The organism is Sulfurimonas sp. ST-27, from assembly GCF_048081595.1.
Classification (GTDB): Bacteria; Campylobacterota; Campylobacteria; order Campylobacterales; family Sulfurimonadaceae; genus Sulfurimonas; species Sulfurimonas hydrogeniphila.
In genome coordinates this window covers 863,855-881,551 of record NZ_CP182226.1, presented here as the reverse complement: position 1 = coordinate 881,551, position 17,697 = coordinate 863,855, and the positions used below count along the sequence as shown (strand labels likewise).

20 protein-coding genes are annotated in these 17,697 nt (G+C 36.9%); 4 read left to right on the top strand and 16 right to left on the bottom strand.

Annotated features, from left to right (window positions below; all coding sequences use genetic code 11):
* Positions 1-47: 47 nt before the first annotated feature.
* Genes ACM66U_RS04635 through lysS form a run of 4 tightly spaced genes read left to right on the top strand, consistent with a single transcriptional unit; the run spans position 48 to position 3,597 of the window.
* Complete coding sequence (locus ACM66U_RS04635; RefSeq protein ID WP_418641257.1) at positions 48-971, top strand: GGDEF domain-containing protein; 924 nt, start codon at positions 48-50, stop codon at positions 969-971.
* The gene (locus tag ACM66U_RS04630) at positions 961-1,578 is read left to right on the top strand and encodes a CvpA family protein (RefSeq protein ID WP_151900630.1); all 618 of its coding nucleotides are present in this window, start codon (positions 961-963) and stop codon (positions 1,576-1,578) included. The genes ACM66U_RS04635 and ACM66U_RS04630 overlap by 11 nt, the downstream gene beginning before the upstream one ends.
* 2 nt (positions 1,579-1,580) lie before the next feature.
* On the top strand, positions 1,581-2,066 hold the full coding sequence (locus tag ACM66U_RS04625; protein WP_151900631.1) for a Fur family transcriptional regulator: 486 nt from the start codon (positions 1,581-1,583) through the stop codon (positions 2,064-2,066).
* A 16-nt stretch (positions 2,067-2,082) separates the two neighbouring features.
* Complete coding sequence (lysS, locus tag ACM66U_RS04620; RefSeq protein ID WP_346388593.1) at positions 2,083-3,597, top strand: lysine--tRNA ligase; 1,515 nt, start codon at positions 2,083-2,085, stop codon at positions 3,595-3,597.
* A 28-nt stretch (positions 3,598-3,625) separates the two neighbouring features.
* Here the strand turns inward: lysS and ACM66U_RS04615 are convergent, their stop codons facing one another.
* The 16 genes from ACM66U_RS04615 to ACM66U_RS04540 all read right to left on the bottom strand — a co-directional run bounded on the left by ACM66U_RS04615 (position 3,626) and on the right by ACM66U_RS04540 (position 17,614).
* The gene (locus ACM66U_RS04615) at positions 3,626-3,886 is read right to left on the bottom strand and encodes a hypothetical protein (RefSeq protein ID WP_346388592.1); all 261 of its coding nucleotides are present in this window, start codon (positions 3,884-3,886) and stop codon (positions 3,626-3,628) included.
* A gap of 340 nt (positions 3,887-4,226) precedes the next feature.
* Positions 4,227-4,916, bottom strand: coding sequence for an SAM-dependent methyltransferase (locus ACM66U_RS04610; RefSeq protein ID WP_151900635.1), 690 nt, complete (start codon positions 4,914-4,916; stop codon positions 4,227-4,229).
* Positions 4,909-5,532, bottom strand: a complete 624-nt coding sequence (gene hisG, locus ACM66U_RS04605) for an ATP phosphoribosyltransferase (protein WP_418641256.1) — start codon at positions 5,530-5,532, stop codon at positions 4,909-4,911. Before hisG ends, ACM66U_RS04610 begins: the two co-directional genes overlap by 8 nt.
* Entirely contained in the window at positions 5,526-6,164 is a 639-nt protein-coding gene (locus ACM66U_RS04600; RefSeq protein ID WP_418641255.1) for a type III pantothenate kinase, read from the bottom strand. Before ACM66U_RS04600 ends, hisG begins: the two co-directional genes overlap by 7 nt.
* Positions 6,149-6,469: a hypothetical protein gene (locus tag ACM66U_RS04595; RefSeq protein ID WP_151900637.1), complete on the bottom strand. Its 321-nt coding sequence runs from the start codon at positions 6,467-6,469 to the stop codon at positions 6,149-6,151. Before ACM66U_RS04595 ends, ACM66U_RS04600 begins: the two co-directional genes overlap by 16 nt.
* A 7-nt stretch (positions 6,470-6,476) precedes the next feature.
* The gene (locus tag ACM66U_RS04590; RefSeq protein ID WP_418641254.1) at positions 6,477-8,807 is read right to left on the bottom strand and encodes an EAL domain-containing protein; all 2,331 of its coding nucleotides are present in this window, start codon (positions 8,805-8,807) and stop codon (positions 6,477-6,479) included.
* 6 nt (positions 8,808-8,813) lie between these two features.
* Positions 8,814-9,026, bottom strand: coding sequence for a hypothetical protein (locus ACM66U_RS04585; RefSeq protein ID WP_151900639.1), 213 nt, complete (start codon positions 9,024-9,026; stop codon positions 8,814-8,816).
* A gap of 17 nt (positions 9,027-9,043) precedes the next feature.
* A complete protein-coding gene (locus tag ACM66U_RS04580) occupies positions 9,044-9,256 on the bottom strand; it encodes a hypothetical protein (RefSeq protein ID WP_151900640.1) in 213 nt (70 codons plus the stop codon).
* A 38-nt stretch (positions 9,257-9,294) separates the two neighbouring features.
* A complete protein-coding gene (locus ACM66U_RS04575; protein WP_418641253.1) occupies positions 9,295-9,795 on the bottom strand; it encodes an HIT family protein in 501 nt (166 codons plus the stop codon).
* Between the two features lie 304 nt (positions 9,796-10,099).
* Complete coding sequence (locus ACM66U_RS04570) at positions 10,100-11,380, bottom strand: TRAP transporter large permease (RefSeq protein WP_418641252.1); 1,281 nt, start codon at positions 11,378-11,380, stop codon at positions 10,100-10,102.
* Positions 11,380-11,868, bottom strand: coding sequence for a TRAP transporter small permease subunit (locus tag ACM66U_RS04565; RefSeq protein ID WP_418641251.1), 489 nt, complete (start codon positions 11,866-11,868; stop codon positions 11,380-11,382). The genes ACM66U_RS04570 and ACM66U_RS04565 overlap by 1 nt, the downstream gene beginning before the upstream one ends.
* A gap of 9 nt (positions 11,869-11,877) precedes the next feature.
* Positions 11,878-13,323, bottom strand: coding sequence for a UDP-N-acetylmuramoyl-tripeptide--D-alanyl-D-alanine ligase (locus ACM66U_RS04560; protein WP_346388587.1), 1,446 nt, complete (start codon positions 13,321-13,323; stop codon positions 11,878-11,880).
* A gap of 13 nt (positions 13,324-13,336) precedes the next feature.
* Entirely contained in the window at positions 13,337-14,071 is a 735-nt protein-coding gene (locus ACM66U_RS04555) for an alpha/beta fold hydrolase (RefSeq protein WP_418641250.1), read from the bottom strand.
* Entirely contained in the window at positions 14,072-15,109 is a 1,038-nt protein-coding gene (locus tag ACM66U_RS04550; protein WP_418641249.1) for a D-alanine--D-alanine ligase, read from the bottom strand.
* A 13-nt stretch (positions 15,110-15,122) separates the two neighbouring features.
* Entirely contained in the window at positions 15,123-15,692 is a 570-nt protein-coding gene (gene ruvA / locus ACM66U_RS04545) for a Holliday junction branch migration protein RuvA (protein ID WP_151900647.1), read from the bottom strand.
* Between the two features lie 2 nt (positions 15,693-15,694).
* Positions 15,695-17,614 (bottom strand): flagellar assembly protein A, encoded by a 1,920-nt coding sequence (locus ACM66U_RS04540; protein ID WP_418641248.1) that lies wholly within the window; start codon positions 17,612-17,614, stop codon positions 15,695-15,697.
* Between the last annotated feature and the right edge of the window lie 83 nt (positions 17,615-17,697).

Below are 17,697 nucleotides of genomic sequence, written 5' to 3'. Positions count from 1 at the left end.
TTTATGCTTAAATTAGTATAATTGTGAATATTTTTATTTGGAGATTTATGACAAAAAGTGACTTAAAATCATTAGTAACTCAAATGTATCATGAGCTGCTTGAAAATATTGACACACAACAAGAGCCTAACAAGGAACAGGTTATCACCTATTTGCAGGATGCTGTGATGACTATTCAAAATATAAATGACGGGGATATAGACTCAGTAGAACATGCAAAGCTGGCATTCACCAACACTTATAAAGAAATTGCAAATAAAACACTTTTATCATATCAACATACAAACAACAAATTTGCCAAACTGACTCAAATTCATGAAGAGACTATTCACAGCTATGAAAATCAGCTCATAGATATGCCTTCAATAAAAGAAAAGTTTGATGAGATTCAAAATCACATGGCAAAAGAGGTACAACGCGCAAATCAGGTTATATCAGAGTTAAGCACACAGGTAAAAAAACTTGAAGAGAGCTCAAACCTGGATTCTTTGACAAAAATATTCAACAGACGGGCACTTGATACATACCTTCAAAAACTCTGTGAAAAAAAAGAATTAGAGTATGAACTGCACATACTTCTTCTGGATATAGATGATTTCAAACATATCAATGACAAATACGGACATATTGCAGGTGATAAAATACTGATTTTTGTTGCCAGACTTTTAAGAAAAACATTGCGTGACGGTGATAAAGTTTTTCGTTACGGTGGCGAAGAGTTCTTGATTATACTCAACAGAATAGATGCACAAACCTGCCAAAAAATTGCAAGAAGAATTTTAACGCTTATCAGTTCAAATCAACTCTTTTATCAGGGAAAATCTTTGAAAGTAACCATGAGTCTGGGTGCGACAATGTACTATCCTGGCGATACGGCGGAAACACTTATAGAAAGAGCTGACAAGGCACTGTACAAATCCAAGCAAAACGGAAAAAATCAAATGCATATGGAAGTGAAAAATGGAATTTAACTATTTTGACATTATTGTAGGAGTTGTCATTCTACTCCTGGGTTTAAAAGGAATACTGAACGGGTTTTTTAAAGAAATTTTCGGACTCATTGGTATCATAGGCGGTATATTCGTAGCATCCAGATTTGGTGATGATGTCGGACTGTATCTGAGTAATACGATATTTAAATTTTCAAACGAATCGGCTATAAGTTTTACAGGTTTTCTGGTAACACTGGCACTTTTTTGGCTGGTAATGGTTCTTATAGGGTTTGCATTTAAAAAGTTAAGCGCAGTAAGCGGTCTTGGTCCGATAGACAAAATTTTGGGATTTATCGTAGGTTCAAGCAAGTTTTTTCTTATAGCAGCAGTTATTGCTTATGCGGTTTATAATGTCAAGGCAATAAGAACGACACTTGATTCTGCACTCAAAACAAGTATACTCTTTCCTGTTTTAGTCGAAACAGGAAAATATATTATGAAAATAGACCCTACGGATATTTCAAATGATATCAATACAACAATCTCACAGGGCAGTGCTGATATGCAACAAAAAATTGAAGACAACATCTCAGCAGCAGCCTTGCAGCAAATTGACACTATCAAAAATCAAATAAAAGAGAAATAATTATGATACATGTAACGACAAACTTCAACAATAAAACCATGGAATATGAAGAACTGCTGAATGATTTCAAAAAATTATTAAAAAAGAATAATCTCAAATTTACGATTCAGCGTGAAGTGATATTGGAAACTCTGTACAATTCGGATGAACATCTGACTCCTGAAGATTTACATCATCTCCTGCAAAACAAATACCCGGAACTAAAAACAGGTATAGCAACTGTTTACAGAACACTTTCGCTTCTTGAAGACTCCCAGGTTGTTACCTCACTTTCATTTGGAGCACAGGGAAAAAAATACGAACTTGGTGTAAAAATACATCACGACCACCTCATCTGTACAGAATGTGGAAAAATCACAGAATTTTTGGATGATGAGATAGAAAAGCGCCAACATATAATCACAAAAAAATTCGGTTTTAAAATGACTGACCACTCTATGCAGATATATGGCGTTTGTAAAGAGTGCCAAGAAAAAGAAAACAACTAAGAAAGAAGGAAAACTATTGATTTTTGAAAATAAATACATACAGCAAAGAATAGAAAAAGCAAATGCATTAAAAGATGCAGGGTACAATCCTTATGCAAATGATTCACAAAGAAATACAACTATCGAAAAATATTTGAATGTCAACTCTGATGTGGCCGAGATGGAAAACAAACGTGACGAAAAGCGTCACTACATTGTAAGCGGGCGTATAAAGTTTCTTCGTATTATGGGAAAAGCAAGTTTTGTAAAGATTGAAGATGAAAGCGGTATGCTACAGGTTTATATTACACGCGACAATCTTCCCGAGGGTTTCTACAACACTATGTTTAAAAAAAACATAGAAGTCGGAGATATCATTGAAGTCGGCGGTTTTCCTTTTGTAACAGGACAGGGAGAACTCTCTTTGCATGTAGACAGTTTCAAGCTGCTGACAAAAGCCATCTCACCGCTTCCTGAAAAATTTCACGGTATTACTGACAAAGAGATTCGTTACAGAAAACGCTATCTTGATCTGATTATGAATGCGGAAGTCAGAAAAACTTTTCAAATCCGTTCCCGCGTTATCTCTTTGACACGCCGTTTCTTTGAGGACAAAGGTTTTTTGGAAGTGGAAACACCTATGATGCATCCTATTGCCGGCGGGGCCAATGCCAAACCTTTTGTTACACATCATAATGCACTCGGTGTTGACAGATACCTCAGAATTGCACCGGAACTTTACCTTAAAAGGCTCATTGTCGGCGGTTTTGAAGCCGTTTTTGAAATCAACCGTAACTTTAGAAATGAGGGGATGGATGCAACACATAACCCTGAATTCACCTCTATAGAGTTTTACTGGGCATACAAAACATACAAAGATTTAATCGAAATCACAAAAGAGTACTTCCAGTACCTTTTTGAACATTTAAATCTGCCGACACTTTTGCCTTACGGTGATTTGGAAGTCAATTTTGCAAACTTCCAGGAGATTCCTCTTATAGAGTCTTTAACAACGATTGGCGGAGTTCCTGCAGATGTTACAAAAGACAAAGAAAAAATCATTGCCTATTTGAATGAAAAAGGTATTACGGTTAAACCCGGAATGAATTTGGGGCAGCTTCAGGGTGAACTTTTTGATGAATTTGTTGAGAAAAAACTGATAGACCCTACTTTTATTACAGAGTATCCTGTTGAAATTTCTCCGCTTGCTCGCAGAAGTGATGCACATCCTGAAATTACAGAGAGGTTTGAACTCTTTATAGCAGGCCGTGAAATTGCCAATGCTTTCAGTGAGTTAAATGACCCAATAGACCAACTTACACGTTTTGAAGGACAGATGGCTGCAAAAGAGAGCGGAGATGATGAAGCCCATGAAATGGACAGTGATTTTGTTGAAGCACTCAGCTATGGCATGGCACCAACAGCGGGACAGGGAATAGGAATAGACAGACTTGTAATGTTGCTGACAAATGAGCACAGCATAAGAGATGTTTTACTGTTCCCTGCTATGAAGCCTGTACAGGAAGAAAACACAAAAGAAGAGGAAGAGTAAAAATACTCTTTCCTCCCTCTTCTGCTGATTACAGCTTTTCTGGAGTCAGCCCTGCACTTTCTAAAAAATGACGCAGTTCTACCACTATCTCTTTTGAAATATTTGTATCTTGATGAGGAAGAGGCATAACATACTCTTTGTCATTTAAAAATATTTTTACATGATGATTTTTTGTCATCTCTGTTTTTGCACCATAATGTTCTAACGCATGTATTAGTTTTTTATAATCAATATTAGATGAAAGCGGATGCTCAAATACTTTTTCTATTTTTGCTTTGTGTTTACTCATGGGTAAATCCTTTTCTTTTTTATTTATAGTGCTATTATAACATGCAGACAGAGAAACTTTTGCTACTTAGTTTGCATTTTTTTTCAAAATCAGGAATGCAGTGCCGGAACTCACCGTTTTTCTCACAAGTCATGCTTTAGCATAGAAAATCCGGGTTCCAAAATATTCCTGAATCGGTACTTTAGTGCCGACTGTTGTTACATCCTTGTCACTCTCAGCCCACCCTAAAGGATGGGTTCCAGAAAAATAATATGCTTTTTCCCAACCTAATGCATCAAGACTGAAGTCCGAGGGTTTCGAAATATTCCGGAATCGTTACTCTGCTTTTACTCCTTCTTTGCTACTCTGTTCTTTTTTTAAAGATAAGCAGTGTTTTGTCTTGTGTATCATAAAGAGAAAAAGTCTGTTTTTCTACAAGTTTGAGTTTTGAAAGTTTTTGAAATATCTGTATTTTATGAAAGTACTGCACAATTGTATCTTGCTGTTTTGTGTAACTTCCATCTTCTTTTTTTTCAAAAAGTGTAAATTTTGTATGCAGTTCATTGTTTTGAAATATGGCATCGACATTTAAAAATTCTTCTTCATTTTCACTGCTCATCGTTCCTTCTGCCACATCACTGAAACCATAAAGCGTATTGATATCAGCGATAAAAACACCCTCATCACTGAGTTTGTCCGCAACCGATTCCAAAAAAGAAAGAAGACTCTCTCTGTCCATAAAATTTAAAACATCAAAAATACTTACAATGGCATCAAATTTGCCATCAACCTCTTTTATATCAATGCACTCGGCGTCAAATCCCTGCTCTTTACACTCAGCAACCATTACAGCACTCAAATCAATGCCTTTACATGTAACACCGTCGCTACTCATTCGCTGCATAAATCCGCCACGACCGCATCCGACATCCAGCAGTGTTTTTACACTATAGTCATCCAGTTCCGAGCGGTATAAATCATAAAGTGCCTCTGTAGCCTCTTCTATACCTAAAAGATGTTCTGCCTTGGCATAAAGATCAAGATTAGTCATTTTCTGCTTTTATAACTTCATTAATTTTTTCGTAAATATCCAAAACTTCATCTTTTTTGGCAATATAACTGTTCTTGTTTGCTATTAGATAGGTCGAACTTGTCATAATGTCCTGCACAACTTCCAAACCGTTTTGTTTCATAGTCGTTCCCGTTTCAACAATATCTACTATCATATCTGCAAGACCGATTAACGGGGCAAGTTCTATAGAACCGTAAAGCTTTATAATTTCTACACTCACAGCCCGTTCTTCAAAGTAACGCTTTGTAATGTTGACCATTTTGGAGGCTACTTTAAGCTCAGGTTTTGTCAAATCAAACTTTTCACCCTTTCTCATGCCTATCGCCACTTTACAAATACCACGACGCAAATCGAGCAAACGGACAACATCAAGGCCCTGTTCTTCCAGGGTATCAAGCCCGACAACCCCAATATCAGCTGCCTGATGGTATACATAGGTTGCCACATCTTGATTACGCACAAGTAAAAAACGAAATTTCGACGTCTCAAGAATTAGTTTTCTGTCATCAAATTTAAAACTGTCACCAAAAATAGTTTCAAAAATTTCCAAAGTTTCTTTGGCTATACGACCTTTTGGCAGTGCAACTGTTAGCATAGTCTATCCTCATTCTGTAATATAATCTTTTTCATAGAGTTGAAAATCAGTTTTTCATCGACTTTTGCATCTCTAAATATCTTTTTAAATTCCAAGGCATCGCCACCTGTCAAGATGACCGGCAGGTTATGGGACATTACTTCACTATAGAGTGTTTTTAAATATCCGTAACTTATGGCATCTTGTGAATTTTTTGGCATTATATCCAAGTCACACTCAAAGTTAAATGAATATGCCAGCGCAGGAGAAATATTCTCATAGGTTTTTTGCATTGCTTTAATTCCCGGGTAAATAAAACCGCCCATGAATTGTCCGTTTTTTACAACATCAACAGTCACAGCACTCCCCGCATCAATAATAATACCGTCGGAAACAGACTCTACGGCAAAAATTCTGTCAATTCCCATAGTCTGATAATATTTTTTTTTATCAATATATTCAGATAAATCTATCCAGTTTGACAAAGACCGCAAGTTTACATGCAGAGCCTTGTTCACACAAATATAATAGACTTTTTCTTTTATACAGGAGGGGTCAAAACTCTTTACATGTTCTTTATAGTCTCTGTTTTCATCATAAAAATGATAGGAAGTGTTGCCTATATCACACAAAAGCATTATTGGATTTTCCATCCTGCTTCTTTAAAAGCTTTTTGGGCTTTTGAGCATAAGGGTGCATCTATAAACAAAATCTTATGTTTAAAATTGTGTTCACAGTAGAGTGTCAACTTTGCATAAATCTCTTCAAATTTATGAACATCTTTCATCAATATTCTGCTCTTTTGGCTCACAGCAAAAATTGCCCAAAAATATCCGCGTATATCTGTTGCCTTATAAATTTTTATCTTATTTCTTATACCCAAATCTTTTGGAGAAATCTCCTGCATCTTTTTAAATATTTTACCCTTGTGTCTCAAAGAGTCTACAATCATTTGCATAGAAATACTATACTCCTTTGTTTTTTGCAATTATAAATGCTTCACATTCATCTACGGGTAACGGCTTGGAGAAAAAATACCCTTGAATGTCATAACATCCCTCTTGTACTAAAAAGTCCAGTTGTTCTTTAGTTTCAACACCTTCAGCTATTATTTGCAAGCCTAAATTTTTTGCCAAAGATATAATTGTTTTGACAATTGCAACATCATCTTTGTTTTTTGGAACATCTGTAATAAAACTACGGTCTATCTTGATTTTGTTTACCGGCAGTTTTTTCAGATAGGACAATGATGAATATCCTGTGCCAAAATCATCTATAGAAACGGAAATACCCAAGTTTTGTATTTTATTTAAAATATCTATAGATTTTTGAGGATCTTTCATAATCTGACCTTCAAGAATTTCAAGTTCCAAAAGAGCTGTATCAAATTGCAAACGCTCAACAGTATAAGCAAGCTCTTCAATATAATTACCGCTTTCTATCTTTTTAGTAGACACATTTACAGAAACCTTTCCAAATTCAAGACCCTTTTGCTGCCATTTCAGTATCTGTTTTATTGAATGCGTCAGCATGTATTTGTCAATTTCGAGAATTAAGCCTGTTTCTTCACAAAACGGGATAAAATCATTCGGATTAATCAAACCTTTTTGCGGGTGTATCCAACGAATCAATGCTTCTAATCCTACAATTTTTCCGTTTCTTGCATCTATTTTCGGTTGAAAGTAACTTACAAATTCTCTGTTTTTCAAGGCTTTGCGTATATCTGCATCGAGTTGAATTTTCTGCAGTGCCATCTCTGTCATTTTTTTCTCATAAAACTGATAAGTGTTCTTACCGCTGTCTTTTGCTTTATACATGGCAGTTTCAGCATTGCGTAAAAGCTGGCTCGCTTTTTTGGCATCTTGAGGATACAGGGCTACACCAATACTGAATGTAGTATATATTTCTATATTTTTTATATTAAACGGTTTTTTCATCTGAATCAAGATAGATTCAATCAGATTTATTGTACTGAAATGAGTTGTATTTCTGTGCAATATGGCAAACTCATCTCCGCCAAGCCGTGCCAGAGTATCATCATTTTTTATACACTTTTGCAGCCTTTTGGTAATTTCTAACAGCAATTCATCGCCTACTTCATGTCCGTAGGTGTCATTGACATCTTTAAAGCTGTCTAAGTCTAAGAAAAACATACTCAACTGTTCGCCGGTTGCTTTGTAGTGTTTTATAGCCTCTTCAATTCTGTCTAAAAGCAACACTTTGTTTGGCAGTTCTGTCAAATGGTCATGATGCGCAATAAATCGCAAAACATTTGACTGCAGTTCCAGCTCTTTGGTTTTTTCCTCTACACTTTGTTCGAGTATCTCATTTTGTTCTTCTATAAAGCGTTTGTAATTTACATTATAAGCATAATACAAGAGCACAATGATCAATAAAAAAATGAGCAGTGTTACTTCCAAAATACTGTTTTTAGCCTGTTCAATATCTGAAAGATCAATCAGTCTCAAATCTTTTGCAATGATAAAATAGCCCATGGATTTTGCATTCAAATCCGGCAACCGGAAGGCTGTAATCAAAAGAGAATGCTCTTTGTCTACTCTATATTCAGGAATATCAAGGTATTTTGTAATTGACGAATTTTTGACTATTTCAAGCAGCCTGTTGCTCTTAAAGGGATTGACTATATAATAATTTTCAACAAAAGTATTTGAATAGGCTTCACTCAACTGCTTTTTATAACTTTTGTCAACAACTATCAGCAGATCATTGCCACTGCGTTTCATTTTTTCACTTATGGAGTCAAATTTTGCGATGGTCTCAACAATACCTATGAACTTGCCTCTTTCATAGATCGGCACCATTGCTTTAAAAGTCATATCAAATTTTCCGGTACTGACGGTGGAGATAACTTTAGGGTCATGAATAGCCTGCTTTACATCCTGTCGCACAAGAGAGAGATCATCTCCTCTTTTGTCACTCCAGCTTCTGTAAATGCTTCTCCCGTCGGATGCGATAAACTGTATCCAGATATTTTTTAAAGAGGAGTAGCGTTGCAGAGTTGTAATTAAATTATCAAGATAAAGACTGCTGTGATTTTTCTGTTCTAACGCATTTTTTATATTCTGATTTGCAGAAAGTGCCAAAGTCACCAGCAAAATCGCCTCAGATTTTTCTTTAATCAGACTCTGCAGTTCATTTTTCATATCTTTACTGACTTCAAAATACTTTTCATTTTTTAAAGTCTCTACTTTATTGGTCACATAAAGATAGCTTCCTGTCAAAAAAACTGTAATTAACAATACAGCTATGACAATGATTCTTAAAAACTGCGTCATAAAAAATTATTTACTCAAACCTAATTCTGCAAATAAAACTTCAAAATATTCACTGATATTCAGAAGCTCTTCCATAAGCGTTCCAAATGCTTTATCCTCTTCTATCCACTCTTCAATTCTTTTGACACTGTCACTTTTTTGACTCTCATCCAGCTTGTCACTGTTGACAACTGCATCTTTGATTTTTTCTAAATGTTCTTTGTGTTTATGTGCGCTCATTTCTTTTTCCTTTGTGATTAATAATTTTCATATTTTCCGGCTTTTACATCTTCTCTAAGCTGTTGAATCTTTTTTTCCATAATATTTAAAATAATATCCGCCGCCTCTGTATCATCCGCTTCGGGAACATCCCAGTCTGTTATTTTCATATTCATTTTAAACAGTAATTCCAACTCTTTTTCTATTTCAGCCTTTCTTTCCGCCAATTCCTGTATAACTGCATCTGACATTTTCAATCCTTACTTTTTCTTTTAGTATACATCAAATTTTATTTAATATCTATATACTTTGGAATGAAACTTTTGATTTTTTTGTAAATCCTTTCAAAATCTGTTGAGTAGACTCTTGTATGAGCAACAGCAGTGATAAAGTTCGTATCTCGCTCCCATCTTGGAACAAGATGCATATGAATATGCTCGGCTATTCCTGCACCCGCCGCCTTGCCCAAATTCATACCGATATTTACGCCGTTGGCACCTAACCCCTCTTTGAGCAGTTTGACACTCTGCTGTGCAAGTTTGGACATATTCAGCCAAACTTCACTCGGCAGCTCTTCAAGTCTGTCCGTATGCATATGGGGGATAATCATAAAATGCCCCGGAGTATAAGGATATTTGTTCATCACCATAAAACAGTGTTCATTTCTGTAGAGTACATGTAAAGACGCATCCTCTTGCGGGTGTGTACTGATATGGCAAAAAACACACCCTTTTATTTTTTCCTGTGTAACATATTCATCCCTCCAGGGAGCATATAAAATATCTTCCATTCATTCTCCTTCAAAAATTATAAATCGCTATGGCAACAGTAATAAAACCAGCCTAAAGCCCGCACTGAAGTACGGGTTCCGAAAAAAGCACAGACTCACCCGGAATCGGTACTTCAGTGCCGACTATTGCTACTTTCTTGCCACTCTCAGCCCGCACTGAAGTACGGGTTCCAAAAAAAAAACACAGACTCACCCGGAATCGGTACTTTTAATACCACTCTCAGCCCGCAGTGAAGTACGGGTTCCGAAAAAAATACAGACTCTCTAGGAATCGGTACTTTAGTGCCGACTGATGGCGACAGCATTACAAAAATGCAAAAACCAGATCAGGAAAAGCCACGACAAGCCCCAGACCTAACAACTGCAAAGCGATAAAAGGGATAATACCTTTGTAAATATCCATCGTTGTAACACTGTTGCCGGCTGCCCCTTTTAAAAAGAAAAGCGAAAGTCCAAACGGCGGTGTTAAAAATGATGCCTGCAGATTCATGGCTATTAACACGCCAAACCAGATGGGATCTATTCCAAAAGCAGCCATAACAGGGACTAAAATAGGTACAATAATGAAACTTATTTCTATAAAATCTATAAAAAATCCGAGTATAAAAATACTCAGCATTGCCACAGCTATAAATACCCAGACATTTCCTATGTCTTGCGAGAAAAATTCCAAAATCAAATCAGTTCCGCCGAGTTCGTTAAAAACAAGACTAAAAGTTGTCGCACCGATTAAAATCATAAAAATCATACCGCTGAGCTTCATCGTCTCAAACAGAGCATATTTTATCATTGCAAACTTAAGTGTTTTATTGTATGCCGATAAAATGACGCCACCGAGTACGCCAAAAGCCGCTGATTCTGTCGGAGAGGCGATACCGGTAAAGATACTACCCAAAACCGCCAGCATTAACAAAAGCGGCGGGATTATAGCAGAGAGTACGGCAAACATACTGATTTTTTCTTCACTCACAAGAGCGGGGGCATCTTCTTTGTTCATGAAAGCACGAATGAGAATATAGGCTATATAGAGTGAAACAAGTGTCAGTCCCGGTAAAACCGCACCCTTAAACAGATCACCTACACTGACGCTCATCACATCTCCCAGCACGATAAGAATAATCGAAGGTGGTATAATCTGTCCAAGCGTTCCGCTTGCCGCTATAGTTCCGGATGCCAGACCTTTGTTGTACCCGGCACTGAGCATCAAAGGCAGAGCGATCACGCTCATCATCACCACAGAAGCCGAAACTATTCCCGTAGAAGCTGCCAAAAGTGCGCCGACCAGAACAACGCTTACACCCAAACCGCCGCGAACACTTTTAAAAAGCGCACTCATCGAAATCAGCAGCTTTTCCGCCATACCTGACTTTTCGAGAATCAGTCCCATCATAATAAAAAGCGGCACTGCCATAAGCGTTGTATTGCTCATAATGCCGTAAATTCTAAAAGGCAGTATATTAAAAACATCAAATCCCAAAGAAGGAATGAAAAAGGCAAAAAACATTGCCACACCGCCAAAAGCAAAGGCAACAGGGATTCCCCAAAGTAAAAGTGCAAGCGCCACACCAAACATTACAAATGCCATTAGAGTGATTTCCATTTTTCAATGTCGCTTACAAGCTCTTTGAGTGCCTGCAACACCAAAAGAACAAAAGCAAACGGCATCAAAGATTTGACAATCCAACGGTATTGCAAACCGCCCGGATCTGAAGAGGCTTCATGCTGCACAAAGCTCATCTCCACAAATCCTATTCCTATATAAATAATCAAAATTGAAAGAGGGAGTACAAAAAAGAGAGCCGAGACAATATTAATGAGGGCCTGTCTCTTTGGCGAAAATTTTTCATAAAAAATATCAACACGGACATGGGCATTATGACGCAGAGCAAAGGCAATACTGAGTAAAATAACCACATCAAAAAAATGCCACTCCAACTCCTGCAGTGCCGTAGAACCGTGAGAAAAAAGATAGCGGCTTGTTGCATCAAATACAACCAAAACAACCAGTAATGCCAGAATCACTGCAGTCAAATAAGATATATACTTCATAAATTTATCGACAGCATTTAACATACAAAAATCCTATATAAAATTCGGTGCATCATTGGCAAAGAGTATGATATCGCCTGATTTTGTCTGACTGGCCAAAATGTCAACCATTGATGCTTTGTCTTTGAGTATTATTTTGTTCTTTACATGTAAATGCCTGTCAAAAAGATCTGCATTTAAGGAGCCGGTAACAATCACTATGTCAAAGACTTTGTTGATTGCTTCAATCAGCTGCAGATTCAATTCATCCGTACTTTCAACAAGTCCCGGTGTAACGATGACTTTTCTGCCCTCATGCAGTGAACACAAACGTATACCCTCAAGCATACCGTCAATATTTCCGTTATATCCGTCATCAAGAATGATTTTTCCACCGGCTTTTATGAGTTGGAGTCTATGCTCAACCGGTTCGAGGTTTTTGACAGCCTCAACTATCTCTTCATCACTCATTCCAAAACTTTTTGCTATTCTTACCGCTACGGCAATATTCATCGTCTGAAAAGCACCCAGAATATCTGTATGCAGTTGTAAAGTTCTCCCATCTGATTCAAGTTCAAAATCAGTACCTTCGAGCGTTGCCTGTACGTTTTTTATCTCATCACCGAAAAAAGTCACCTTTTCATGCGGTTCATCTGTTACAGAGGTATGAATAAATGCCTGTTCCAACCTTGGTGATTTAATAATTTCGAGTTTTGTAGCGATAATATTTTTCAAAGATTTAAAATACTCTATATGTGCCTCACCCACACGCCCGACCACAACTCTCTGCGGTTCCAGAAAAGTTGTAATTTCATAAATATCTCCGCGCTCTCTTGCGCCTGCTTCACATACATATATCTGTGTATCTTCAGGAAGATTATTGTTTATATCCGCAACAATTCCGCCTAAAGTGTTTACACTTCTTGGTGTTGCATAGACATTAAATTTATACGAGAGAATTTTGGCTGTAAAGTTTTTAATGCTTGTCTTGCCGTAACTGCCGGTAATGCAGACAATTTCCAAATCTTTCATAGATTGCAGTTTTTTCTTCGCCTCTTTCATGTAGACTTTGAAAAGAAACTTCTCTATTATATAACTGCCGATATAGGCAAGTGCCAAAGGCATAAAAACACCGTATGTTGCACAGCCCTCTTTAAGCGTACACAGTACATCCTGAAACAGTGTCAGAGAAACCAAAAGAATCAAAAATCTTTTGACACGCCATGTCAGAACCAGCTTTTTATCAAGCTTTTTATACCAGATAATAATACTCGGGACAAAAGCAAATATAAAAAATATAATAAAGAACTTCCCTGTTGTGTAATAGGCGATAAAAGGAATAATAAAATACAAAATATGCCAATGCGGTTTATGATGTCTGAAAATCACTCTCTCAATTTTATAATCATACCACTGCAGGTTTGTAATAAGATACCAGCCTAAAAGTGTGACAAAAAGAACATTGGTTACAAAGGCCAGCAGTGTTTCATACTCTTGCATTGCATACTCCCTTTTAGTGTTGCATTGTTTCTAAAAATGCAGTTTGAATTTTTAAAGAAATATCCTCTGCATTTTTCATAAAAAAATAATGATCGCCATTATATACTTCCAAAGCAGAATCATTGATAAGCTCTTGGATTTTTCTTCCCGAATCAAGTGGTGTGGCACTGTCCTCTTTACCCCAAAAAAGCAATGCTTTTTCTTCAAATCTTGAAAATTCATCACTAAAATCTTCATTGACCACATTTTTAAAAGTCTGATACATGTATTCGCTGAGTTGCCTGGCATCATCTGCCACAAAGAGCGAACGGAATTTAGACAAACCAAGAACTTTCAATGTCTTAAAAAGTGCTATTTTTGCCTGTACTTTGAAAGGCTTTGGTATATAAATACCGGCACTTGCAACCAAAACAAGCAGTTTCGGCTCCAGCAACAAAGCAACTTTTCCGCCAAAAGAGTGCCCCATTACAATATCTTTTGAAGCATTCATATGAATCATCAGCAATTCTACAATTCTTGCTACATCAGCAGTTGTTAAAGCATCATTACATGTAGAATTGCCAAAACCCGGCAAATCTATATAGATGTGGCGAAAAGTGTCCATATAGGGAGAAAATGTCTGTTTCATCAGATTTTTATTGCTTCCCCAGCCATGTAAGACTATCAGGTCTATCTTGGCATGAGGATTCACTATTTCATAACTAATGTCAAAAGTATGCTGATTATACTGTATTGACTTTACCGCCATCTATTTGCCTTTGGCCTGAGAAATAGAGTGAATATAATCATAAGTCACTTTTGGACGTTTTGAATGGGGTAAAGAGGAGGCAAGTTCTTCAAGAGAGGCTGCAAAATCTTCAAAAAGATAATTTGCCATAGAACCCGGAATAGGGTTGATTTCATTGAGCAGTACTTCATCATTGAAAACAAAAAAGTCACAGCGTATCAAAGCACCTTCAAACAAACCACGATAGACTTTTTCAAAATTTGTTTTCAGACGCAGTGCCAACTCTTCACTGACATCCGCCTGAAGCACCTGTTCACTTCTTGAAAAATCCATATACTTTTTCTCAAAATCTAAAAATTCTTCTTTTTTCGGTTCTTCGACAATGGAGTAATGCATCATGCCGTTTGCGTAATATCCTGCCAAATTATACTCTTTGACACCCTCCAAAAACGGCTCTGCAATGAGTGTGTCATCAAATTCAAAAGCAACATCGAGTGCATAATCAAGTTCACTTTCATCTTTGACTACACTTACCCCGATTGAGCTGCCAAGAGAAGCAGGTTTGACTATAAAAGGATACGGTATCGTTATATTGCAATGTTCATTTTTATGAATAACTTCATATTTGACATACTTGACACCTGTGGCTTCACACAAATATTTTGTATAACGCTTGTCATAAGAGAATGTACAGGCATCCACACGCGGACCGATGTATTTTACAGAGTAAAAATCAAACAGTGCGGCTATTGTCCCGTCTTCTCCATCCGCCCCGTGAATTAAATTTAACACGATACTGTTGTATTGACTCTTTGAAAACATGCTTTTTTGGACAAAAGAGCCCTGTGCGAGTGTGAGGAGAGGCATCTTTTTATATGCACCTTTTGAAAAAGTGACTGCTTTCATTTTTGCAGGTTCTATGAGATAAAAAGTATGATCACTGTCACAAAATACAAATGTCAAATCAAAACCTGCTAATTTCTCTTTTAATGTTATGGCACTGACAATGCTTATTTCATGCTCGAAACTTGCACCGCCAAATAAAATTGTTAATTTCAATAGATATTTCCTTTTAAATTGTTTGGAGTTGTTTAAGGGCACCTTTTACAAGTGAAGCGGTATCGTCTCCCTCACATGCGCTCAATGCCTTTGCTATTTTATCTTTTTTAAAGCCTAAAGCTTCCAGTGCTTCACTGGCTTCGTTAAATGCCTGTGAGGCCTGCGGTGTTGCATTGTCACCGAGTATTTCAGCATCAAAACCGTTAAGTTCCACTAAAATTCGCCCGGCACTTTTAGGCCCTATTCCAGGTACTTTTTTGACACCGTTCACATCTTTGTTATTTATAATCGCAGCAAACTGGGAAGGTGTATAGGTAGAACAGATTGCCATAGCAACCTTGGGACCGACGCCATTGATTTTGATCAAACGGGAAAACATTTTTTTCTCTGCCATATCCATAAAACCAAAAAGCAGCTGTGCATCTTCGCGAATGATGTGTGTTGCAAACAAAGAAACATTTTCTTTTGGCAAAGCAGAAAATGTGTGCAAAGAGATAAAAACCTCATATACAATTCCCTGTACGTTTACATGTACATATTTTGGTTCTTTATATTCAATTTTTCCGTGTAGGCCTACTATCATATTTATTTCATTTCCTCTTCATTCATAGGACGTATGGCATATTCGCCTTCGTCCAGTTCAACGAGTCCAAAAACCTGTTCACGGGAACCTTCCATAGGTTTATAAACCAGTTCCATAGGAGGGTCAACCAGTTTAAATCTAATTTCGTTGTACCCTATCCACCTGTCTCTGTTTATAACCCTTGCATCAAAAATATTTTCTTGAAAAGAAGAAGTTTTTGTTGTTAAAAGGTTTAACGCATCCTGTGTCACTGAAACTTCGGTCTTTAAATTCTTTACATTTTCCTGCATGACCTGAAACTGTTTGTATTTTTTCACAAAAGAAGCAGGCATTTTAACTCCGTTTTTTTTGTAATGCAAAAGTCTTTTTTTAATTTCTATAAAAGCCGGTGTTGCTTCTTTGAGCAAATGCATCTGTTTTTTTAATTCTTCTCGCAATTCTTTGAGCTGCAGCTCCAGTTTTTCTATTTTTTGCTGATTCTCGTTCAGGCTTTCTTTGGCTTCTTTTTGCAACAAGGGATCAATCGTAAAAATGTTTTCACTGCCCTGAAGTTTTTGTATTTCAATGCGTTTTGTTGCAATTGCTTTGACATGAGAAGTACAAATTTCTATATCTATTTCCCGGCCTCGAATTATACCACCTAAAGCTTGTGCAACCTTTACCTGCTCACCGTCAATTTCACCATGTTCGAGTCTCGTAACCCGGATATTTTTCCCATAGGCTTTCCCCTTATGGACATTTATTTCCAAGTTGTCTGCTTTGATAACAGCAGTTTTATGCGTTTGTCCGTTTACAGTAGCCTCTTTTGCTATAACTTTTGCATTGGAGCCGACATTTCCTTCAATTTTTATTTTACTTACCTCAACAGTCATACCTGTTCCAACAGCATCTTTGACGGCATCTGTCTCTTTTACAGACATCTCCACATCAGAGTCCACACCGCTTTTGATAGATCCTGTCGTTTTGAAACTGACTTCTCCTACATCAACTTCATTTTTTATCACATAAGTATCGTTTTCAAAAGCAATATAGCCATTTTCATTGGCAATATATTTTATTGATTTTTCATCTTCAACGACTCGTATCGTACTGTCAACTTTAAAAGTCGGTTCATGTTTGACGACAGGCTCGGCAGGTTTTATATATTCGCCACGACAGTTACGCCCGGGTTTTCCGGGTTTTGGTTTGATATACTCTATAAGCACTTCATCTTTTTTGACACTTTGTATAAACCCTCTTAACGCATAATCAATTCTCTCGTTTTCATCAAGCTCTTTATTTTTTTCAAAATAGAGTATCAAAGCATCATTTGTTGTAGGTGTCGGCTCAATCCCTTCTGCTATCAAGTGTGTTTCATTTTGCAAAAATTCAAGATGCTGCGCCACTCTGACTCGTGCAGAGATTTTTGAGACCACATCAGGAAGCATCTCATCAAAAATATGCACAAGAATTCCTGCCCGTATTTTTTTCTTATTTATAAGATCCAAAAAACTGTCTTCGAATCTCGGAGAATACTCAACACTTGATCCCGCTGCAATACTCAGATACACTTTACACTTTGTAGCATTGGCCCCAACTGCTGTTTTGAAATTTTTACAGAGTTCATCTTCATTCAGCCTTTTGGAAAAAATTTCCACCTCATATGTCTGTTTAATCTGAAAATCAGGGTTTAAAAAGCTCTCTTCATTGTTGAGTTCACGCAGGGCTTCGGGTGTGACTTCTTCCCATTCACTCTCTTCTTTGTCTTTTTTTATTCTCGTATAAGTCTGAATATCAAGTATGTTAAAATCCAGCAATTCCGGCTTTATATCGTATGATTTTGCAATGTTAAAAATCTCTTTTGCAACATTTTGCGTTCGTACGACAGTCGGACGAACTTTTCTTACTGTTTTAGTCTTTTTATCAGAACCAAATAATGCCATAATGAAATTACCATACTTTTTTTAATTTTTTTTATGAAAGATTTTAACCAAAGATTTGTTAAAATTATGTAAAACTTATATTA